The organism is Cohnella baijiui, assembly GCF_020731285.1.
In the GTDB taxonomy this organism is placed as follows: domain Bacteria; phylum Bacillota; class Bacilli; order Paenibacillales; family Paenibacillaceae; genus Cohnella.
Genome location: NZ_JAJFOW010000020.1, coordinates 70,910 through 93,135 on the forward strand (window position 1 = coordinate 70,910; position 22,226 = coordinate 93,135).

At 59.0% G+C, this 22,226-nt stretch carries 18 protein-coding genes; 2 read left to right on the plus strand and 16 right to left on the minus strand.

Annotated features, from left to right (window positions below; translation table 11 throughout):
* Positions 1-65 precede the first annotated feature (65 nt).
* The 6 genes from LKX83_RS18360 to LKX83_RS18385 form a co-directional block, all read right to left on the minus strand.
* A complete protein-coding gene (locus tag LKX83_RS18360) occupies positions 66-836 on the minus strand; it encodes a DeoR/GlpR family DNA-binding transcription regulator (RefSeq protein WP_227883747.1) in 771 nt (256 codons plus the stop codon).
* A 289-nt stretch (positions 837-1,125) separates the two neighbouring features.
* Positions 1,126-1,341, minus strand: coding sequence for a hypothetical protein (locus LKX83_RS18365; protein ID WP_227883748.1), 216 nt, complete (start codon positions 1,339-1,341; stop codon positions 1,126-1,128).
* A gap of 149 nt (positions 1,342-1,490) precedes the next feature.
* Positions 1,491-1,883 carry a hypothetical protein gene (locus LKX83_RS18370; protein WP_227883749.1) on the minus strand — a complete coding sequence of 131 codons (393 nt, stop codon included), beginning with the start codon at positions 1,881-1,883 and terminating at the stop codon, positions 1,491-1,493.
* A 173-nt stretch (positions 1,884-2,056) separates the two neighbouring features.
* Complete coding sequence (locus LKX83_RS18375; protein WP_227883750.1) at positions 2,057-2,443, minus strand: iron chaperone; 387 nt, start codon at positions 2,441-2,443, stop codon at positions 2,057-2,059.
* Between the two features lie 238 nt (positions 2,444-2,681).
* Positions 2,682-3,167 (minus strand): hypothetical protein, encoded by a 486-nt coding sequence (locus LKX83_RS18380; RefSeq protein ID WP_227883751.1) that lies wholly within the window; start codon positions 3,165-3,167, stop codon positions 2,682-2,684.
* 70 nt (positions 3,168-3,237) lie between these two features.
* Positions 3,238-3,891, minus strand: a complete 654-nt coding sequence (locus LKX83_RS18385) for a TetR/AcrR family transcriptional regulator (RefSeq protein WP_227883752.1) — start codon at positions 3,889-3,891, stop codon at positions 3,238-3,240.
* Positions 3,892-4,271: 380 nt separating this feature from the next.
* Between LKX83_RS18385 and LKX83_RS18390 the strand changes: the two genes are divergently transcribed.
* Positions 4,272-5,396, plus strand: a complete 1,125-nt coding sequence (locus LKX83_RS18390) for an acyltransferase family protein (protein WP_227883753.1) — start codon at positions 4,272-4,274, stop codon at positions 5,394-5,396.
* A gap of 280 nt (positions 5,397-5,676) precedes the next feature.
* Here the strand turns inward: LKX83_RS18390 and LKX83_RS18395 are convergent, their stop codons facing one another.
* Positions 5,677-6,930 carry an MFS transporter gene (locus LKX83_RS18395; RefSeq protein ID WP_227883754.1) on the minus strand — a complete coding sequence of 418 codons (1,254 nt, stop codon included), beginning with the start codon at positions 6,928-6,930 and terminating at the stop codon, positions 5,677-5,679.
* 956 nt (positions 6,931-7,886) lie between these two features.
* A complete protein-coding gene (locus LKX83_RS18400) occupies positions 7,887-8,645 on the minus strand; it encodes a class I SAM-dependent methyltransferase (RefSeq protein ID WP_227883755.1) in 759 nt (252 codons plus the stop codon).
* Positions 8,646-8,775: 130 nt separating this feature from the next.
* Between LKX83_RS18400 and LKX83_RS18405 the strand changes: the two genes are divergently transcribed.
* Entirely contained in the window at positions 8,776-9,216 is a 441-nt protein-coding gene (locus LKX83_RS18405) for a GyrI-like domain-containing protein (RefSeq protein ID WP_227883756.1), read from the plus strand.
* Between the two features lie 244 nt (positions 9,217-9,460).
* On the opposite strand, the gene LKX83_RS18410 is transcribed toward LKX83_RS18405, so the two are convergent.
* The 8 genes from LKX83_RS18410 to LKX83_RS18445 all read right to left on the minus strand — a co-directional run bounded on the left by LKX83_RS18410 (position 9,461) and on the right by LKX83_RS18445 (position 21,828).
* Complete coding sequence (locus tag LKX83_RS18410; protein WP_227883757.1) at positions 9,461-10,504, minus strand: LacI family DNA-binding transcriptional regulator; 1,044 nt, start codon at positions 10,502-10,504, stop codon at positions 9,461-9,463.
* A 327-nt stretch (positions 10,505-10,831) separates the two neighbouring features.
* The gene (locus tag LKX83_RS18415) at positions 10,832-14,203 is read right to left on the minus strand and encodes a DUF4832 domain-containing protein (protein ID WP_227883758.1); all 3,372 of its coding nucleotides are present in this window, start codon (positions 14,201-14,203) and stop codon (positions 10,832-10,834) included.
* Positions 14,204-14,265: 62 nt separating this feature from the next.
* Positions 14,266-15,663: an ABC transporter substrate-binding protein gene (locus LKX83_RS18420; RefSeq protein ID WP_227883759.1), complete on the minus strand. Its 1,398-nt coding sequence runs from the start codon at positions 15,661-15,663 to the stop codon at positions 14,266-14,268.
* A 34-nt stretch (positions 15,664-15,697) separates the two neighbouring features.
* On the minus strand, positions 15,698-17,089 hold the full coding sequence (locus tag LKX83_RS18425; RefSeq protein ID WP_227883760.1) for an ABC transporter substrate-binding protein: 1,392 nt from the start codon (positions 17,087-17,089) through the stop codon (positions 15,698-15,700).
* A gap of 19 nt (positions 17,090-17,108) precedes the next feature.
* Entirely contained in the window at positions 17,109-17,939 is an 831-nt protein-coding gene (locus tag LKX83_RS18430) for a carbohydrate ABC transporter permease (RefSeq protein WP_227883761.1), read from the minus strand.
* Positions 17,939-18,838, minus strand: a complete 900-nt coding sequence (locus LKX83_RS18435) for a carbohydrate ABC transporter permease (RefSeq protein ID WP_227883762.1) — start codon at positions 18,836-18,838, stop codon at positions 17,939-17,941. The genes LKX83_RS18430 and LKX83_RS18435 overlap by 1 nt, the downstream gene beginning before the upstream one ends.
* 30 nt (positions 18,839-18,868) lie before the next feature.
* Positions 18,869-19,975, minus strand: coding sequence for a Gfo/Idh/MocA family protein (locus LKX83_RS18440; RefSeq protein WP_227883763.1), 1,107 nt, complete (start codon positions 19,973-19,975; stop codon positions 18,869-18,871).
* Between the two features lie 293 nt (positions 19,976-20,268).
* The gene (locus LKX83_RS18445) at positions 20,269-21,828 is read right to left on the minus strand and encodes a right-handed parallel beta-helix repeat-containing protein (protein ID WP_227883764.1); all 1,560 of its coding nucleotides are present in this window, start codon (positions 21,826-21,828) and stop codon (positions 20,269-20,271) included.
* Between the last annotated feature and the right edge of the window lie 398 nt (positions 21,829-22,226).

Consider the following 22,226-nt stretch of genomic DNA (forward strand, 5'->3'; position numbering starts at 1 on the left):
GAGGTCTAATCTCCTGTCCGGATCGAACGTTGCTATGCTTGCAAGAACGGCATCCGGGAACCGCCTTAATCGCAGACGACCCACTCGACCGACGCTTCCTCCAACGCCTGCCGCAGCTCGTCTTCCTCCCCTTCCGGCGCGTCGGTGAACAGCCGGTCCGCCCGGGACAGCTCGGCGAACGAGAACAGATCCTGCACGCCCCATTTGGAACGGTCCGCGACGATGTTCACTTCCTTCGCCCGGGAGACGGCGACCCGCTTGATCTCGGCTTCGTACATGTTCGAGTTGCTGAAGCCGTGCAGCGCCGTCATGCCGGTCGTGCCGAGAAAGATGCGGTCGAACGCCATCTTCGACAGCGCTTCGACGCACACGGGCCCGATCAGGGTGGACGTCGTGTCGAGCAGCATGCCGCCGGAGACGAGCGTCGGGATCTTCTTGTCCATCAGCTCGGCGGCGAGATTGATCGCGTTCGTGACGACCGTAATCCGCATCTCCGCCGGCAGGTGGCGGACGATCTGCAGCGTCGTCGTTCCCCCGTCGAGGAACACCGCGTCCCCCGGCTGGATGCTCTCCGCCGCGCATCGGCCGATCCGCGTCTTCTCGGCGGCGCGGACGCCCGTGCGGTCCGAAAACGCGACGTCCCGCGTCACCATGATCGCGCCGCCGAACGTACGCTTCACTTTGCCCGTCTGCTCCAGCTTCTCCAGGTCCCGCCGAATCGTCATCTCCGTGACGCCGAACTGCGCCTTGAGATCGGGCACCCGCACGTCGCCCGTCTGCTCCAGAATCGCCAGCATGCGCTGCTGGCGCTCGTTCAACCGCTGCAATCCGCTCATATCGTTCCTCCCAGATGCTTCCATGTTCCAAATGAACAGTTGGTTCGTTCCTTTTTTACATTGTAAAAAAACTCCTTTCCGCTGTCCATTCCACATCTGGACATCGATCAAGTTTGCAGCATCGCCGCCCGGCACCACCGCGTCACCGCCGAAAGCGCCAAAACCCCGGAACACGCCCGCTCCGGGGTTTGGCGACAATCCGCTTTTCGTCTATCGGTCCAGTCGGCCCTCTCTGCTCCGGTCCGCGTATCTCCACCAGCCGATCGCCGCAACCAGCGCCGGACCGCTCTTACGGATTCGCCATCAAGCCTTCTCTTTGACGGCTTTGGCGATGTCCCCGTCGCCTTGCAGCGGAAGCGCCAGCCAAGTCGCGGCGCTCGCCCCGGAAGGTGAAATCCTTGGCGAATTCGAAGTAATGGAGCGAGATCGGATGGCTGACCTCAAACGGTAATCCCAGCGGTTTCGGGACAAAACCGGGGACGGAGCCGGTGCCGGGAGCCGTCAATGCCGCCGCCCTCCTCTGCGTCGATCCTTTGAACCGAATTTAGCTTAGGGCGGCGGATTTTGTCCGGTACATTTGCGCGGGCAAGAAGCCGTCTTCGACAGCCTCATTCCCGTTGCGGGATCTCGCCTACTTCTGTTTCCGTTTGCCGGCTAGACGCCCTCGGGAACCCGGTACAGCACATACTTGCTCGTCCAGTTCGTTCCCGTGACGATCGCTCGTTCCCTGTTCGGATTAGCGAAGAAAATACCCGCGCCGTCGATATGCGTGTAGTGATATCCGCGGAGCTCCATTTCTTCGACGATCCGCTCCCGTCCTTTCTGCTGGCTGCCGCGGAACCCGAGCCAGCGGTAGCCCGGGCGGGCCGCAAGCTCCACCAATGCCCCGTCGCCGGCCGCAAGCTTCGCCAACGCTTCCCGCTTGGACACTCCTTCGAACGGAAGCGCCGGATAGTAGGCTTTGCTGACGAAGAGCCAGCTTCCAGCCAGCAGCATCGCCGCAAGCGCGAATCCGGCGGCCCAAAGAACGGTCCTCTTGACGGCCATGGGGACAAGCCTCCTTTTTCGTTTCCGTTTGGTGAAATAGACGTGCCTACCCTGCTGTAGGTTGCCCCCGAAACGAAAGATAGAGATTAACAAAAAAGACTGCAACGAATGGACCTTCCCACTCCGTGCAGTCTTCATTTCGCGCTCCAGGCTTTCGCTTCCGGGGTTCTACATCACTTTTTCTTCTTCTTCGCCGCTTTTTCCTCGTTTTCCCGCGCCCTGTACTTCGCCAGCTCGCTCACCAGATCCAGCGGCAGCGGACGGTCCATCGGAAGCTGGATCGTCGTCTTGGACACCTCGTACGGCGCCAGCTCGGATTGGAACGCCTCGAAGATGCGGAACGGCGGAGGGAACGACAGCGAATAGTGGTTCTTGTAAGCCGAATAGTAGATGAGCATGCCATGGTATTGAAAGGCCGGCAACTGGTAGCTGATGACCTCTTCGGCTTCCGGCACGGCCTGCCGGATCGTCTCCCTGAGCTGCTCCAATCCCGCCTGTACCTCCTGCGGAAAGGAGCCGATATACGCATCGACCGTTTCGAATTTCGTTTTCTCGGACAAGCTGTATTTCCCTCCCGACGAGCGCGCAAAGCGCTTTGCGAAAATGGTATTTCCTAGCATTTTCGTTTCGCCAAGAGTATAGCATGTCCCGCCCTCGCATCGCTACAGGGCTATGTTCGCGAACGAATCTCCCCCACCAAGCCGTCCACGGCCGATTGAAGCAGTTCATGCGCAGCTTCGTCTATCAGTTGCCCCTCGCCGTTAAACTTGCCGGATGCATGCGCAGTCCGCCGGTCCGTCAGCTCGTCAACTGCACGAACTCTTGCGGCCGAGAGCGGATATAGATCCCGATGCGGGTCAGCGCTCCGCGGACTTGCGACTGAAAGCGCTCGAACAAAGACCGGATCGCGGATTGGATGGCCTTCCGGTCCTCCCCGGCCTGCTCGATCCGCTTCGCCGCGAGCACCTCTCTTGCGTCTTCGAGAAGCCGCAAGAGGTCCGTTTCCCCCCAGAACCGCAAACCGCCGTGAACGCCCTGCCAATATGCGGGCTGCTCCAGCAGATAGGCCGTCCAGGCTTCGAAGTCCGCCTCCGAAGCCTGAGCCGGGTACAGCACCCGGAACATGCACAGCGCCTGCTGTCCCGGATTCAAGCCGGAGATCGTCTCCGCTTTCAGCGCCAGGCTGTGCCCGCGCATGCGATCGATCGCCGGTTCCGTGCATGCCAGGAACAGCGCCTCGTCGTCCAACGCCTCGAAACGGTCTTTCTGCATCTCCACCAACATTCATGTACCACGCTCCTTATCGCCATTTTATTTTTGACTGAGTTAAAAGTCAATATTAAAACCAAAAAAATCATCCCTGCCGAAGCAGGGATAAAGCGGACGACACGACCTGATCCAGCACCGCATCCAGCCGATCCTCCGGCGCCGTCCCGGCGTCCTCCCGCGCGGCCAGGCGCTGCTGCGCCTGATCGAGGTACGTCATCCCCTGGGAGACGGCGCCCCAGAACTGCATCGCCATCAGCTGCGTATCGCCGGGCGGGATGTCGCCCTCCGCGATCCCCCGCTCGACGGTCCGCGCCATCGGTTCCATGAAGCTCTTGACCCAGTCGAAGGGAGAGATCTCGTCCGGCGCGTACAGATGGGGGAGATCGAGACCGATCCGCGCGTAGAAACGGGAGATGTCCGGCCGGTTCAGCACGCGTTCGCAGACGGTCCTCGCATAGCCTCCGAGCAGCTCCAAAGCCGGGGCGTCCTGCGCGAAATAGGATTCGGTAGCTCGCTTCGACTCTTCCCTCATATACGTGTAAAGCTCGCGGAACAGCGTCTTCTTGTTTTTGAAATAGTAGAAGACCAGCCCGTGGGCGAGTCCCGCCCGCTCCGCGATTTCGCCCATATCGGAGGCGGCGTAGCCCTTCTCCGCATACACGGCGATGGCCGCTTGCAAGATCTCCTGCTTTCGCTGCCTGCGAATCTCTTCGTTCTGTTCTCGGGTCCGGGGGGACATTCGCTTCACCTGCTGCTTGGACTTGGATAATTGCTGTAATCATAAGGAAAAGCGTTCCGGCTGTCAATTCGGCTGATAAAACAAGCCGAGCCTATATTTCTCTATTCGACCTTCGTGAGGCACCCCTGATACATTCGTAATCGACACTTCGTGGAGCTTTGGATCCAAAGCATACTCCAAATCACATCCGATAGCTTATCTCAAATGATACAATCTTCTACTAGATCAAAATCGGATTATGCTCAGAGAGACAGGTTGGATACTTTCCTTTGACTGATTTACGACATTATGTGATAACTCTCATCAAGATGAAACATTATATTAGACAACATATTTCTAAGTTGCTATGATTTATATATTCTAATGGCAGGAGCTTAATTATGAAAAGACTGAAAGAATTGGATTCTTTAAGAGGATTGGCAGCGTTAACCGTATTATTTGCTCATATCATAACTTTATTCTATCGATCTAAAGAAAGTTTCGATCAAAGTAAGTTTCTTTTTTACATGTTATATACACCTTTTAAAGTTTTCTTCTCTGCTCATGAAGCTGTAATTTTCTTCTTTATTTTGAGCGGTTTTTCCTTATCTCTTCAGTTTTACGAAAAACAATCAACATCTTTGAAGACCTATGGGAAATTTATAATCAGACGAATTACTCGGATATATATTCCTTATTGCGTAGCGTTGATTCTTGCAGTTACAATCGTTTTTAGAAACGTATCAATCTCCAGCGACATCCTCATAGGGCATTATTTGCTAATTGGTAGTTTCAATTATGTTGCCATTATGGGAGTCGTTTGGTCCCTGGCTCATGAGATGAGAATATCTCTTATATTCCCATTTATAATGTCCGTTGTACGAAGAGTATATTGGTTAACAGGTATTTGTATCGCCTTTGCTTTATCGTGCGTTGCTAGTTATATGGCTAAAAATCATGCCTATTTTGATCCGCAATTACCACTCACTAATTACTACTCCACTTTGCATTATATTTCTCTATTCATAATTGGTGCACTACTAGCAAAGCATAAGGATGCTCTTGTAAAGATGTTTAATACACAGGGGAGTTTCTCCCGTTTATTTGTTTTGGCAATTGGAGTAATTATGTTTACGAACATAATTACTCAAGCCCCATCTACTCCTTCCAATTACCTAAATGATTGGATAGTTTCTTTTGGTGTTTGCATCATTATTATTGCTTCGCTTTCGATGAAGAACTTTTCAAAATTTTTATTGTTCACTCCGATCCATTTCATAGGAAAAATATCATACAGTCTATACCTAACCCACCTCTTGGTACTTTATTATTTTATGAATCATTATTCGTCTTATTCGACTTGGCTATTAACTTGCCTGAGTATCGTAGTTGCTATAGTTGTTTCTGCGCTTATGTACTACCTTATTGAGAAGCCATCTATTCTTTTGGGCAAACTATTAACAGGGTATAAACCAATGAAAAATGCCCTCATCAACAATCAAAAGAAAAAAGCCAGGGCTGTGTAAGGCCCTTGAAAGCACAATAAAACCCTTACTCATAAGTATCACCTATGCAAGAAATCAGAAAGAGGCAGTTTGAGACGCCTTCAACAAGACGAGCCCTACACAGCTGGGCGCGGATAAGCCGTAGCTTCTAGCACCGCCTTCATTTTCTTCGCCTTCCATGATAAGCCTGACTCATTTACCGAGATATTCCTTGAAAAGGCATTGCAGCCAAGAGCAATGCCTTTTTCAATGCGAATAAAAGGTGACGTGAGGGATAGCACGACCGCATAAATTCAGATGGTCACTCTTTCTGCCAGTTCTCCCGAGCCGCCAGCATCCGGAACAGGACGATGTAGAGCGCCGCGCCGATCATCGTGCACATCAGGATGATCCCAAAGACGGCCGGCGGCGACAGCCAGGCGGAGAGAATGACGGTCGACGGCGCAAGAAACCTTCCGCAGGCGAACTGAAGACTGGCGGCCCCCATATAACGGCCCCTCGACGCTTCGGGCGCGTAGCGGCTGACGAAGCTCTGGGTGACAGGCGAGCGGCTCACCTCCCCGATCGTCATCACGATCGTAAAGGCGAACAGCAGCCATGCATTCGTCGTGCAGCCGATCAGGAACATCCCGATCCCGAACAAGAGCGAGGAAAAGACGAACACGTTGCGGTCGCTCCAGGCGGACAGCCAGCGGGTGAGCGGCAGGACGCCCACAACGAACAGAAGTCCGTTGATTCCCATCATCCAACCGAACACGCCCATGCTGCTCAGCGCGAGCGAACCGCCTTCCCATGCAAATAGCGTCTGGGCGGGCACATAATCCTTTACGTAGGCGACCAAGTACAAGTCCAGCTGCATAAAAGCGAAAGTGACGAAGATGCCGGCGGCGATGTAGATGGCGAACAGGCGGTCGCGGTAAATGACCGCATAGGCGGCTCCTTGGTCCTTCAGGAGCGAGAGCACGCTCTGCGGCGGCTTCGCCGCCCGCGCGGCCGCCGGCAGCGTCTCCCGAACGATGAACCAGATCGCGATCGCGTACAGCAGCGACACGCCGGTGCACGTCCAGAGCAGTTCCGTCCGATAGCGGAAGAAAAAGACGGCGCCGAGCGCAGGTCCGAAGACGGCGCCGATATTCATCGCCGTGACGAAGGTGGCGAAGACGACGCGGCGATCCCGCTCCGGTGTCAAGTCCGCCACCATGGCGGAGCTGGCCGGCCCGAATATCGAGCCGCCCAAGCTAATTCCGATAAAGGCGAGGTAGTCGGTCCAATCCGTTAGCGACAAGGAGAAGATCGCGAACATCCCCGCTTGGGTAAAGGCCCCTAACAGCATCGCGAACCGCCGTCCCATCCGGTCGGAGAGATAACCTCCGAGCAGGCTTCCGAAGATACCGACCAAGGGCGGGACGGACATGAGAAGCCCCGCCGTTTGCTCTCCGAATACCGATCGGAAGTAGAGCGTCATGTAGGGGAAGTACATCCAAAACAGCAAATTGAAGAGCGTCTCGCCGACGATGCGCGTACGCAGGTTCAGGTCCCATTTGAGCCATCTCACAGCGGGGTACCTCCTTCTGTTCTTGCGTTGCTCCCGGCCCGGGCTTTCCTACTGTAGACGATTTTTCGGCAAAGATATAGACTTATATTGGCCGGTCGTTTATACTAATATTATTGAGGGCGAGGTATGGCCCTTCTCTTCCAACTGCTTCAATTACAAGTAGCGGCACGATTTCGTGGCGTTTTTTTTGTTGTCTTTTGGGCCAAATGCAGACGCTTCACGAGGAGGAAACATGGTTATCGACCCGCAGTCGTACGAGGCCAGAGGACTCCGATACACGATCCGTTCCGCCGAACCGGCGGATGCGGCGGCATTGTCGAAGCTGCGGGTGCAGACGGGTCGCAGAAACGAACGCGAGAGCGATCCGATTGTACGAGGAGTTCGGCTTCGTCGTGGAAGGACATCTTCGACACGACCGGATTCTCTCCGACGGAAAATCCGAGCACACCGTCCTTATGGGACGTTTTCGCGAAGAAAGATAAAAGGAGGCGGCCCGGACGGGTTGCCTCCTTTGCTTTCAGCGCTTTAGGTTCCCTTTTTCCGCTGGGCCTGGATCTCCGCTTCGCATTTCTCGGTCCAATCATCCGCTAACGGTTGGAATTGCGCTTATTCGGCTCGTCATGCTTCTATTCCATTTCTAAAGGGTGCTGACAAGCTTATTTCTCGGTTCTTCATCAAGAACGTTCTTTTTTGCTCGAATAACGTCCCTCAGAACCGTTAGATTTGTAAAAAGCGTATTTTCCCGGTAGTAGCCGCTGTGGCACTCGTTAAAAAAATCGCAACCATCGCACCACCCCATGAACCGACCAACCGATTCCTCACCTCAACCGCTCCCAAACACCCTATTCCTTCATCCGCGCGAAGCGGCAAGTGCGCTTTCGCCTTTTCCCGCTTGCCTAGCTTAATTACAAAGCTTTATGTACGATTGCGTCTAGACAGTCGCTATCCCCAGCGCCCTAGCTCGTCCTTTTGCGCGCCCGGATCACGAATCGCCGGGCATTCGTCCGGACCCCCTGATCGCAACCTTGTTCCCGGACGAAGCGGTCGAATTTTTCGAAATCCCCCGGCGCCTTGCCGAAATCGGGAATGATCGGAGTATGCTTCAGCAAAAAAAGAAGATCTTCCGGCGTTCGGTAATACTCGATCGCGTCATACTCGCTCGTCTCGAGTTCAGTAAAGCCTGCTTCCGAGAGACGTCTCGTATACTCGAGCAGCAGCGTGCCCTCCGGTACCCCGTAGCATTGACCTCGGCCGAACGCCGCCTTCAGGTTGGCTTTGTCCCCTTCGCCGACCTGCTGCGTCAGGAAGACCCCTTCGTCCGCGACGACTCTGGCAACCTCGGCCGCGTCGAAGGGCGCATGACGGCTGGTGGCGATGTCGAAGAACCGGTCGGGAAACGCCAGCCTCTCCGCGTCCATGCGGACGAAACGAACGTTTGTCGCGCCGGTTCGCGCCAGATTGGACGCAGCCGTACAGATCATGTCCGCCGAACGGTCGATTCCGACCAGCAAGTGGACTGCGTCCCGGATGCCCAATAGCGCTTCTCCGCCGCCGGTTCCGATATCGAGCAGCAGATCGGAGGACCGGGCGATCCCCCGCGCTTCTTCGTACAAGTCGGGCGAGCTGCCCTCCACATGGACTTGCACGCGGCTGAAGTCCCAACCGTTGGCGCGGCCGACGCGATCGTAGAAGGCGCGATAATCGATGTCGCTCATGAATGTTTCGTTCCTCTCCTTGTTGCTAAAATCTACGATTTCATCTTAAGCGGGAATAGGGGAATCGATCAAGATTTTCTAAATGATGGTATGATAGTGGCATAATCATTCTCGATAGGAGGGATCGGGCGTGAAAATCGAATCCATGGAGGCTTTTCGCCTCATCGGCTTTCAGGTGCAATGCGAGGGGGAACGGTACGCGGTCGAGATCCCGCGCACGGCGTCGCTGCTCCGCCAGCGTTGCTCGGAGATCCAAGGGGCGATCCGTCCGGAGCGATTCATCGGGGCTTTTATCGTAGGGGAGGAGCCGCCGGAGAAGGACGGCTACTGGATCGGAGTCGAGGCGGAGCCCGGCAGTCCTGTGCCGGAGGGGATGACGGACTTGGCAGTCCCCGCGCGGCGCTACGCCGTGAGTAGGCACGACGGCGACCCGGCATCCATTCGCGACACTTATGCGGCTTTGCATGCGTGGATGGAGGCTCAGGGACTCGAACGGGACCTGACGGGCTGGCATCTGGAAATTTCGACGGAGGGCGAGAGCCCGATCGAGCTGTACGATACCATTCGCTGATTCGCATACCGACAAACGCATGGTCCGCATGTCCGCAGCCCTGCCTGTCTCCGAACGCGATGTCGAGGGCGGCGGCTAAAGGACCGCTTCGCAGGCAAGGTCGCTGTAACGATAGTTTCTTTCGTTAACTCACGCGGACGCGCTCCTAGAGTCACGCAGCCCCCGGGCTGCGAGCAGCCCTCGCAGGATCATGCACAACAAAAAAGAGACGGGGCGCATGCCCGTCTCTTGGGATCGTCCTCGCTCAAGCCTTGGCGTCGGCTTGCGAGGACTGGCGAATCTTCAGCTCGAACGGTACCGAGATCTTGACCGGAATCGGATACCGGCCGTGAATGTAGTCGATGAGCATCTTGGCGGCGATGACGCCGATCTCGAACTTGGGGATGTGGATCGTCGTAAGCGGCGGCGAGCTGTATGCCGACAGCTCGATATTGTCGATGCCGACGAATGCGATGTCGTCCGGAATGTGCAGGCCGCACTCGTTTGCCGCCCGCATGGCCGAGATGGCCATCATGTCGCTCGCGGCGAAGATGGCCGTGGGTCGCTCCTTGCCGTTCTGGAGCAGCTCCTTGGTCAGCCGGTAGCTCGTCTCGACGTCCCACTGCGAATTCAGCATCCACTCGGCCGGCGCCTCAAGGCCGGCTTCGCGGAGCGCTTCCCGGTAGCCCCGGTAGCGCTTCTCCTTCTCCATGTCCTGGGACAAGCCCGGACCGCCGATGAAGGCGATGCGCCGGTGCCCCTGCGCGAGCAGATGCTGCACGGCCGCCTTGGCCGCCTGCACCCGGTCGTAGGTGACGCGAGGGATCCCGGGATCGGACACGTCCACGCCGACGAGATACTTGACGCTCTTGCGGAGCGTGTCGTAAAGGGGAGCGTCCAATCCCTCGACGAGGATCAGGCCGTCCGCCGGATTCTCGTGCAGGATCCGGTGCAGCAGCGCCGGATTGCGAAGATCCTCTCCCGTCTGGATATAGGACAGCTCGTAGCCGTTGTCCACGAGCCCTTTCTCGATTCCCTCGAGGATGCCGGAAAAGTAGGGGTGATTGTATTTGTTCTGCGTAACCGCCACGATACAGCCTACGCGGGTCGCGACGGACGGGGCGGTCTGCCCGCCCTTGACCAGCTGGCGCGCCCACTTGTTGGGCTGGTAACCGAGCTCGGCAACGGCATCCCATATCTTGCGGCGGGTTTCAGGATTGACGGAACGGGTCGCTTCGTTGTTCACTACGCGTGAAACCGTCGATATGGAGACGCCAACGTGCTGAGCGACGTCTTTCAGCGTTGTCACGTCTCGATGTGCACTCCTTTGCAAAGCGCAAGGATAAGTTTGCGCCAAACGTTTACACTCATCATAACGGAACGCCCGCAGCTGTGTCAACTTTGCGGAGGAGCTTATCGGCTCGCGAAAGCCTTCCCCGGCAAGGCGTTTGTCGTTTTTTCACAAAGGCGGAGGCGTCGCCATCCCGAAGTGAAAACGAAGCCAAATTCCACGCAAACGGCCTCCGCGCCTCTCCCCTATCGACGGTTCGGGCAAGACGCGAAGGCCGTTTTCCATCCCTAATCTACCGACAATTTATGCTCTCTGGCGCTGGGCCGTGCAAGCGGCCTCGCCGCCTCACTTCGTGATCTGCAGCTTATCCAGCGCCGTCCATCCGTCCGCCCGCTCGCCTTCGACGGCCAGGTGAACGCCCGGCTTGCCCGTGTCGGGATCCAGAATCGCCACCGCCAGCCGATAGGCGCCGGGAGTCAGCTTGGCCGGCACCTCGTACTCGGCCTCCAGCGCCTGCTGCCCGGGCAGCCACTTGCGCACGTCCGCGCCGCCGAGGCGCCGAACGCTGCCGTCCACGAGTTTGCCGCGCTCGTCGATCAGCGCGAGCGCCAGCGGCCAAGCCGCGTAAAACGGCGCGACGCCTTTGTTGTTCCAGGTCATGCGGACCGTCGTACCGCGTCCCGCGGCCGCTTTGGCGCCGTGCGACACGGATTCGAGCACGAACCGGTACCCCATCGTATTGTGCAGCAGATCGATGTTTGCCTGCACGCCTTCGTCGATGTCTTTGCCGAGCTTATACGGCGCCGGCGAGGAGGGGCCGAGCCAGGAGGTATGGCTCGCGCGGGCCTGCCGCAGCGTCTCCATGATCGTGTCGTTCGTCAGGGAGAGCAGCGGATTGCCGTTGTAGAACTCACCGCCGGAGTAGTTGTCTTTCCAGAAGTCCGGCATCTTGGACGCCGCCTGCGCCGCCGCCGGATCCTGCCCCGCGTCGACATAGGGTTCGATGCCGTTCCATCCTTCCTCCGTCCAGTTCAGCCATTCGTCCGTCGCGCCCTTGCTGCCGAAGACGTCGTTGAACAGCCCCAGCCGCTTGCTTGCGGCGATCGGGAACGGCTTGCGCATGCCGATCAGCTTGTGCGGGAAGGCGTGAAGGTAATGCTCCACGTATCGGTCCGATACCGAGAGGTTCGGGAAGACGCCGGACACTTCCTCCGGCCAGTTGTGGAACTCGCCCCAATGTCCGAGGCTGCCGATCTGGACAAACGCGATCAGCGGGTCGCCGTCGTAGCGTTTGCCCAGCTCGGTCAGCACCCGTTCGTGCTCCGCGATCAGCGTCTTGCTCGCATAGTTTGGCGCAAACCCTTTGCCGACGACCGTATCCGGCGTATCGTACCGCTTGCCGGCGCCAGTCTCGCCTTCGGCCTTCACGAGCTCGTCGTACAGCCACTGCGGGATATCCATATCCGGATCGTCGCCGGGATCGTCGAGGACGAACCGGAGATTGATCCGCGTCCCCTCCGCCCGCCACTTGGCGAATTGGAACTTCCGCTCGATGCCGGCCCAGTCGAACTTGCCCTTTTCCGGTTCCAGATCGCGCCAGGCGATATTGGCGTAAACCAGCTTGTGCGGCTGCGCGAGCGGTTCCGAGGCGTTCGCCCAGCCCGCCCAGCCCATCAGGGGATTATCCAGGACGCCGAACGTTTCCCGGGGGACATAGGTCCCCTTGTCGGCGGCGCCCGAAGCGGCAGCTTTCTTCAGGACGAGCGCGCTCCCGCCCGCCGCGGGAAGGCGGTAAGCCTCCTGCCCGACGTAGCCGACGGCCAGCTCCCCCGGCTTCTTCAAGCCGAGCTGATCCCGGTAAAGGTAGAACAGCGCGCGGCCCGCCGATACTTCCGCCCGTACGGGACCCGCTTCCTTCCATCCGGCCGTCTTCTTGTCGTAAAGGTAAAGCTTGTTATAGGCAATCTTGGCGTCCGCACCGAAGCCGGTCCACGCCGTATCCCGGGCCCCGGTCTTGGCGTTCGCGTCCGTATCGAGGTAAAAGACGTTGCGCGTGTCGACGGAAGGCGCTTCCACGAGCAAATATACTTTGTCGCCGTCCTGTGCCGCGGTCAGCTTAACCGTTTCGCCCGCGCCGGTCACACCGCCGTCGACCGAGGCCCAGTCGTCCGGCCGGCCGTCAACCACGATCGGCGCGCCGCCGCGGCCCGAAGCCAGCGCGTATTCGCCCTCGGGATCGACCGCCGGCGCGTAATCTTCGCCGACGCCGATCGCGACCCGCATCGACCCGCCTGCATGGGGCTCGGCGGACAGATCGACGCGCACCTCCAGGCTTTTCAGACCGTCCGCGTCGGCTTGGGGAGAGACCTGCCACTCCGCCGGCCCGATCTCCTCCCAGGCCCAGCCCGGTCCCGCGTAGCGGAACAGCTTGCCGTTCTGCACCAGATAATCGGCCCCGGTCCGCTTGTACTCCCAGCCGTTGTATCCGGTGCCGGCGTTGTTGTCCGCGTCGATGAACAGATTGGTCTCCGCGTCGAAGGAGGCCGCCTTCGCCAGCACGGTCAGCGTCTTGGCGTCCGCGAACGCCTTCAGCAGCTTGGTCCGGCCCGTGCCGACGGCCGTCGTCGGCAAGCTCGCCCATTCCGCCGGATCGCCGTCCACCTTAAACTTCGGCAGCGGAGGCAGAACGAGCGGGGGCTGCGTATCCGCGGGCGGAACCGTGACGTCGCTGGAGGTAAACCCGACAGCGATGGCCTTGGGCGCGGCGAGTCCGATCGCGGACAGAGGAATCCGGTATTCGACCGTCGCCCGATCCCCCGATCCCCCTTGCTTGTAATCGATGTTCGCGACTTCGACCGGCCCCCAGTTCCAGCCGGCGCCGGTGCTCTTGAACAAGGCACCGTTCTCGATCAGCCAGTCGCCGCCGAACGAGGGCCATCCGACATCCGCATATCCGGTATCCGCGCTACGGTCGGTATCGAAATAGATGTCGTTGAATTCCGCCAGCTTGCCGGTCACGAGCAGGACGAGGCTGTCCCCCTCCTCCGCGGCATAGAGGACGGTCTTGCCGTCGGCGGATTGCGCGGCCGGCTTCACGCCGCTCCAATCGTCCGCCAAGCCGTCCACCGTCACCTTGACGTCCGGGCCGAACTCGGCGCCCGCCGCCGGCGGGGCGACCAGCATCCGAGCGCCCGCCGCCGGCAAATACTGATCGCCGTCGAGCCGGAACGCGGTCCGCATGATCGCCGACTCGCCCGCGCCGAGGGCGGCCAGCTCCATCTCGACCTCCGTCGTATCGCCCGCCGTTTGGGTCAGGGCGGTTCCTGCCTGCACCCACTTGCCGTCCGCGGCTTTCCATACCTTCCCTTCGGAAATTTTGAAGTCGATGCCGCCGCCGTTCGCCCAGTAAGGAACGCCGATACCCGTCTTGTCGTTCCCGTCGGCGTCGATGTACCATACGCCCTTGCGGTCCAATCCCGGCCCTCGCGCCATCAGCTTCAGCTTGCCGTCCTGCTGGATCGCCTTCATCTCTCGGAGCGTCTGCTTCAGCTCCGCGTTCGCCTCCGTGCCGCCGCGCCAAATCGCGGCCTCCTCTTTCCCGCCTGCACCCTCTCCGGCCGCGGGGGCGGCTACCGCCCCTTGAACGACCAGAGAGGATGCCAGGACGGCCGCCGCTCCCGCTTGCAGCCAACGCCGCTTGCGATTCGCTTGTGCCATCTTCCGCATCCTCCCTCTCAACGCTTGGATTGGGGTTCAACCGGTGCCGTTAAGCTCGTCGATCATTTGCCGTACAGCTTCGCGATCTCCTCGATCGCCTTGCCGACGTCGCCTTTGCCCGACAGCGGCTGCTGAAGCTTCTGCGGGACGATCTCCCACATCAGCTTGTCTTTGCCGTCGAAGAATGGGGCGGTGATAGCGTACTTCTGCGCTTCGATGAACGTTTGCTTGTTGTAGCCGTCGTCGATGCCCAAGTAAGCCGAGGCCGCCTGTTTGTTGGCCGGAATCGATTGGCCTTGCTCGGCGAGCGCGATCTGCCCTTCCGGACCGGCGAGCCAGCTGAGCAGCGCCCATGCGGCGGCTTCGTTTTTGGAGTTCGGGCTCATTGCGTTGCCCGCCACCTGAACGACCGTCTTCGTTTCTTTAAACTTCGGAGGCAGCACCGTGTCGAAGGCGATGCCCGCTTTTTTGTACTCGTTGGCGCTCCAGCTGCCGCCGAAGCTCATCGCCACCTTGCCCGTCGCCAAGGCGAGGAACGGATCCTTGGACAGCGTCTGGCTTTGGCTGAACGAGGGGGTGACATGGTCGGTCGCGACGAGGCCGGCGAACTTGTTCAGCACCTCGAGCGCCTCCGGCGTATTCAGGGCAAGCGACTCGTCGTCGTTCACCATTTTGGCGCCGTTCGACCACAGCTGCGGCTCCAGCACGGAGTCGGCCGAACCGGCCGCGTCCATGACGAAGCCCCACTGGGACGTCTGCGCTCCGTTGAAGCCGGCATCGCCCGCCGTCTTGCCGCTCTTGTCGATCGTCATTTTCTTCGCGATGTCGATAAGCTGATCCCATGTCATGTCGTTCGTCGGCACCGGGGCGCCGAGCGGGTTCGTCTTGGCGTCCTCGAACAGCTTCTTGTTGTAATAGAGGACGATCGTGTTCGAGTCCCGGGGCAGCGACACCTGCTTGCCGCCGGACTGATGGGCGGCCAGAACGCCGGGCTCGAAGTCGCCCAGATTGAAGCCGCTGCTGGCAATGAGATCGGTCAGATCCTTCATCGCGCCGAGCTTCGCGTATTTGTCCACGTACGCATAGCTCATCTTGTAGACGTCGGGCAGGCTCTTGGACGCGGCTTGTGCGGTGATGGCGGTCCAGTAGGTGCCCCAGTCCTTGGAGACGACGTCGACTTCGACCTTCGGATACTTCTCGTTGAACTTCTTCAGCAGATCCTTGGTCTGGTTAACCTCCTCCTCGGTGCCCCACATCATGTAAGTGACCTTGCCGGACGGCTCCGCCGGCGCGGAGGCCGACGCCGACGCGGAGGGCGAAGCCGAAGCGTCGCCGGAAGCGGAAGGCGAGGGGCTGGCGGACGAATCCGCGTTCGAGTTGCCGCCGCAGGCGGCGAGAATCAGGCCCAGCGCGGTCAGCGGAGCGAGCGTCTTGACCGCATTCTTTTTCGTGTGTGACATCCTTGTTCTCCCCCATTTAATTGGTGTCTTGCGCTTACTTGCCGTACGCTTTCCGGATGTCGTCTATGGCTTTCTGCAGATCGCCCTTGCCGGACAACGGATTCGTCAGCTTCTGCGGGATGATGTCCCACAGCAGCTTCTCTTTGCCGTCGAAGAACGGCACGGGGATCGCGTACTGCTGCGATTCGATGAACACCTTCTTGTCGTAGCCTTCATCCTTGGCGAAATACGCGTCCGCGGCCTTTTTGTTCGCCGGGACGGACTGTCCCTGCTCGGCCAGCGCGATCTGCCCTTCCGGACCGGAGAGCCAGTTCGCGAGCGTCCAAGCCGCCTGCTCGTTTTTCGTCGTCGGTCCGATCGCGTAGCCGGTTTCCTGAACGACGGTCTTTTCTTCCTTGAACTTCGGGGGCAGAATCGCCTCGAAGTCGATGCCCGCCGTCTTGTACTCGCTCGTATTCCAGCTGCCGCCGAAGCTGATCGCGACTTTGCCGGTGGACAGCGCGAGGAACGGATCCTTGGAGATCGACTGCGCCTGGCCGAAGTTCGGCACGACGTGCAGATCCGTGATCAGGCCGCTGAATTTGCGGAGCACCTCGAGCGCTTCGGGACTGTTCATCGCGAACGACTGATCGTCGTTCACGAGCTTCGCGCCGTTCGACCACAGCTGCGACTCGAGGACGGAGTCGGCGGAGCCGGCCGCGTCCATCATGAGCCCCCACTGCGCGACGCCGGACGGATTAAAGCCCGCGTCCGCCGCCGTCTTGCCCGACTTGTCGAGCGTCATCTTCTTCGCGATGTCGATCAGATCGTCCCATGACATTTGCCCGGTCGGCACCGGAGCGCCCGCCGGATTCGTCTTCGGATCGGCGAACAGCTTCTTGTTGTAGAACATAACGATCGTGTTCGCGTCGCGCGGCAGCGCGTACTGTTTGCCGCCGGACTGCAGCTTCTTCAGCACGTTCGGCTCGAACTCGCTCGCGTCGAAGCCGTTCGCGGACATCAGGGCGGTCAGATCCTTCATCGCGCCCAGCTTGGCGTATTTGTCGAGATAAGCCTCGTCCATCTTGTACACGTCCGGCAGCGTCTGGGACGCCGCCTGGGCCGTGATCGCCGTCCAGTAGGTCTCCCAGTCCTTGGAGGCGACGTCCACCTGGATGTTCGGATACTTTTCGTTGAACTTTTTCAGCAGCTCTTTGGTCTGGTTGACTTCTTCCTGCGTGCCCCACTGCATGAACGTGATCTTGGCCTTGATCCCGGCGGGATCGCCTGTCGCGGCGGCTCCCGACGCGGAGGCCGACGGCGCGGGCGATGCGCTCCCCGTCGCGCCGTTCTCTCCCTTGTCCCCTCCGCAGGCGGACAGGGCAAGGGCGAGGCCGACGAGCGCGAGCCCCCCTTTCGTGCTTAACGCCGTGCTGCTTCGTACCATGCGATGCACTCCCCTTTTCTCATTTGATCCCCGACATGACGACGCCTTCCACGAAGTATTTCTGCGCGGCAAAATAGATCACGGCGATCGGCAGCAGCGCAAGGAACGAGCCTGCGGCCATCATCGGAAGATCCTGCGAGTTTTTGCCCATGATCAGCTGCAAGCCGACGCTCATCATCTGGAGCTTCTCGGATTGAATGAAGATCAATGGGGTGAAGTAGTCGGTCCAGGTGAAGACGAAGGAGAAGATGAAGCCCGAGATGAGAATGGGACCGGAAAGCGGTAGGATGACTTTGCTATAGATCGTCCAGTAGCCGCCGCCGTCCACGTAAGTGGCTTCGTCCAGCTCGCGCGGCAGCGTGAGGAAGTATTGGCGGAACAAGAAGATAAAGTAAGGGCTGGCCAGCAGGACCGGAATCGTGAGCGGGAGCCACGTATCGTACCAGCCGATTTTGCTGAACAGGATGTACATCGGGATGAGCGTCACCTGGGACGGGATCATGAGCGTCGACAGCACGACGACGAACAGGGCCGGCCGCAGCCGCGACTTCATCCTCGCGAAGCCGAACGCGATCAGGGAGCTCGTCACGATGGTGCCGAGGCCGTTGATGCCGGAAACGATGAACGAGTTCAGAATCCATCTGGGCATCAGCGTCATCGTCTCGAAGAGCCGGCTGAAGGCGCTTAAAGTAAACGGCTGCGGCAGCAGCTTCGGCGGAAATACGTAGGTCTGGTCCTGCGTCTTCAACATCGTGGAGACGAGCCAGAGGAGCGGACCGATAAAGACCAGCAATCCGAGCAGGAGCAGCAAATATTGATAGGTGCGGTTTGCGATTTTGGCCGTGCGCATCAGCTGTTGCCTCCCCCTTTCTCGTCGCCTTCGTAGTAGACCCAACGATTGGAGGACTTCATCAGCACGACCGTAATGATGAGGATGATGAAGAACAGCACCCACGACTGCGCCATGGCGTAGCCAAAGTTCAAATCCCGGAAGGCCACTTGATACGTATTCATCATGTAAGTCTGCGAAGCGTAGTTGGGGCCGCCCTTGCTAAGCAGCATCGCCTCGGTGAACATCTGGAAGTAATAAATGACCTGCATGACGACCGTGAACAGAATGGACGGCGTCAGCATCGGCAGCGTGATGTTGAAAAAGGTGCGGAACGGACCGGACCCGTCGATGCGGGCGGCTTCGTAGAGCGGCTTCGGGATGCCCTTCAGACCGGCGAGGAATACCAGCACCGATCCGCCGGACATCCACATACCGATCGTGATAATGACCGGCTTGATCAGCCCTTCGCTGCCCATCCAGTCAATCTGCGCGCCGCCGAACCAGAGGAGGATGAGATTGACGACGCCGTCTCCGGAGCCGAACAGGATCAACCAGATGACGATGGTCGCTACGGGCGGGACCAGGTAAGGCAGGTAATACAGCGTGCGGAAATAGCGAATGCCCTTTACCTCGACGTTCAGCAGAAGCGAGAGCAGGATCTGAAAGCCGACGGTGACGGGAACGCCGATAAAAACGAAGTACAGCGTGTTGCGCAAGCTTTGCAGATAAACCTCGTCGGACCACAGCTTCGCATAGTTCTCGAAGCCGACCCAGATCGGCGTCGTGATGGCGTTGTATTCCGCGAAGCTGTAGATCAAACTCGCGGCCGCCGGGCCCACGAAAAAGGCCAAGAAGCCGATGATCCACGGGGAGATGAACAGCAGGAACGCCCCGTCTTCCTTCCATCTTTTGACCACTCGATTCCCTCCCCTTCGTCTCTCCTGGCGTTACTTGAGTTCGTCCAGGTAGACGTAGCGCTCTTCCTTGATCGAGCGCTCGCCCGCGAGGGCGATGAGCAGCGCGTCGCGGCCGACCTGAAGATCGGCGAACGGGCGCGCTCCGGTCCGGACCGTGTTCAGGAAGGCGTAGCGCTGCTTTTGGCTGCCGGTATGGCCGCCTTCCACCGAGTCGCTGACAATGTCCAGATCGATATGCTCGCGGGTAAAGTCGGCGCCGCCGAAAATATCGAGCGTCTTGTCCTTCTTGGCGACCATCTGCCCGCCGTTGCGGCCAATGAGACCGATTTCAAGACCTTCGTCCATCAAGTTATACGGTTTCAAATACATGCAGAGGCCGAGCATCGCCTTGCTTCCGTTGTCGTAGTCGACGGTCACCCACGCATGGTCGATGATCGTGCTCGTGCCGATCGGCTTCGGCGCGTAGTGGGTGTAGTGGTTCGTGATAAGCACATCCTCGCCGTTGCGGATCACGTGCTGTCCGCCGGAGGCGAACACCCGGACCGGCTTCGCGCCGATCATCCAGTTGAAGATGTCGAAATGGTGGCAATCCTTCTCGACGAGGGCGCCGCCGGACTTGGTTTCGTCGTAGAACCAGTCAGCCGGCGGGAATGGATCCCGAAACTCCTTGCACCACATCATCGTAACGTCGCCGAGACGATCCTGCCTTAGCTCCTTCGCCATGCGTGTGTAGACGTTGGAGTAGCGATACACGAGGCCGATCTGCACGGGCACGCCGCGCTCCTCGGCCGCCCGGATGATTTCGTCGCATTGCGCGAGCGTGGGCGCGACCGGCTTTTCAAGGAACAACGGCTTGCCCAGGTAGATGAAAGGAAGCGCGACGTCCCGGTGCAGGTAATTCGGCACGGAGACGACGACCGCGTCAAAGTCGTCGGTGTGCGCGAGCAGCTCCTCATGCGTGGCGCAAACCTGCGGCTTGTTGTACTTCAGATAGCCCAGCGCGCGCGCCAAATTGTCCGGATGCGGATCGGCAACCCATGTGATCTCGCACTCTTCCGGAATCCGGTCGAAGCCGTACAGATGCCCCGCCCCCATGTCGCCTACTCCGACTAGCGCCAACCGAATTTTCTTTTTCAAGCGGCTCCCCCCATGGTTGAGAAATAATCTAATGTTTGCGGCAAATAATAAGTATAATCTACGAAAATTTGCGCAATTAGTCAATGGTTTTTGCGCAAGTTTTCCTGACGATAGATGTGAGTTTGCGTAAATTTTGCGTAAAGCGGCTGTCCGTTCAGCCCGCCGAGCCCATGGGACACCCGTCCATGCGTTTAGCCATGCGCCTGCTGCAGCAGAAAAGCCCGGCCTGCGGCCGGGCTTAAGGGGTCTAGCGGTACGAAGGAAACTTCGGCTTCGGCTCCGGATCGGGCGGATCAGGCGCTTTCGTCCGCCCCGATATCGACGGAGCTTCCGCTCACGCGGGCGTCTCCGTCGATATCGGCCGTGCCGATGATCGCCGTATCCGCATAGCCGGCATTGATGGCCGGGGAAGCGGCGGCTAGATGGAAGTTCGCGGCCGCGGCGTTCACGAACAGCGGGTCCGCGAACAACGAGTGCGCGTCGTTGCCGGAGCCGATCTTGTACGCCGCGAAGCTGCCGTAAGAGACGGTCTTCCAGATCCAGGTCGACCCCGACGCCCCTCCCGGTCCGTAGTACAGGTTGTAGTCCACCGTATTGCCGGTGTTCTGGGTATAGCCGTTCTGGATGAGAATGCCCGAGGCGCTCGCGACCAGGATGTTGTTCTCGATCACGTTGTTGCGGGTGTCGAACTGGACGAGCAGCTGCCCGCCCTCGTAGCCGACCGTGTCGTTCTTGTACAGCGTATTGTTGACGATCTTGCAGCCGATCGTCGAACCTCTCTGCGTGTCGTATCCGCCGATGGCGATGCCCGTATAGCTGTTGTTGTAGACCATATTGCTGCGGACGGTGATATTGCTCGTAGATTTGCCCGCATGTTCGCTGGCCATCTCGATGCCGATGTCGTTGCTGTAGCTGTAATTCCGCTCGATGACGATATCCTTGCCGCCGTCCACGTAGATGCCGTCCGCCGCATAGCTGCCGTTAGGCAGCGATTTGCCGTAGGCGGGGTTGTTGATGGAAGTGATGTTGTACACCGTATTGCCGCTGATCGTGCCGTTGCGGGCTTGATCGTTGCTTGGCGCCGTGCCTTCGAAGCCGATCGCGTCGATGCCGATGTTGTCGTTGTCGTGAATGAGGTTGTTCGTGATGGCGAAGCCGTTCACGTTGCCGTTGACGACCAGCGATTCGCTGGAGCCCAGGACGAGCTTGGTCAGCGTGTTGCCGTCGATCACAAGGTCGCTGATGGCGGTCGCGTTGGTCCCGTATACGGCGATCCCGTGCGCGTCGCGGCCCGACAGGTCGGAGCGGACCGTCGCCGTGCTCTTGATATCGTGAACGAAGTTGTTTCGCAGCTCGATATGATTGCCCGATCCGTAGACGTAGATGCCCATCGGCACCTTGTCCCGCGTCGAACTCGCGTAATTGCGGATCTCGAAGCCCTGGATCTTCACGTAGCTGGCGTTGCCGATCTCGACCAGGCCCTCGCTGTCGCCGACCGACAAGCCCGTGCCGTCGATGATCGCCGTCTGGTTCGCGTAGTTCTGGAACGTGATATACCCGCCGGCGGAACTGCCCGAAGTCGAGATCTTCAGCTTCTGGTTGTAGGTACCCCCCATCACGTAGACCGTATCGCCCGGCCCTGCGGTGTTGGCTGCCTTCTGCAGCGTCTTCCAGGCGGTCCCGGTGCCGGTCCCGGCGTTGCTGTCGCTTCCCGTCGTGGATACGTAATAGGCGGTACCCGCGTGCGCCACCGACTGCGCGCCCAGCGGCAGCAGCAGCGCCGTCGCCACCAACAGCGCCGCGGCGGCGCATGCTCCCGCTTTCTTGCGATAGTGCCCGATAGCTTCGATCATCAAACTCATCCTCTCCTCTTCGTATGGGTATGGATTGGACTAACCATGATCTTGTGAATGACCGCCACGGCGCACTGCGTTCGGCTCTGTTTCTCCTCCCTTCTTTTCCTCAAATTCTCCAAAAGGCGCGAATGTTTGGCGCAACTGCCGCATGCATGCAAAAGCACGAAAAGGAGGAGAAACGTTGCGCGAAGCTAATCGCAATACTCGCAGGCTGCGAGTTGCAGCATTTTTCCGACTTTTCACACTATTTTCCGCAAATTTGCGCCAAAAACATTCTGATCATTTTATATCACAACGCGATTTTACTGTCAATTGTATCCATCCCATTCGAGCGAATGCAGAGCGCTAGGCAAGATGAACCGGGTAAAGCGGATTCGCCGTCCTCGGAAGAGGTC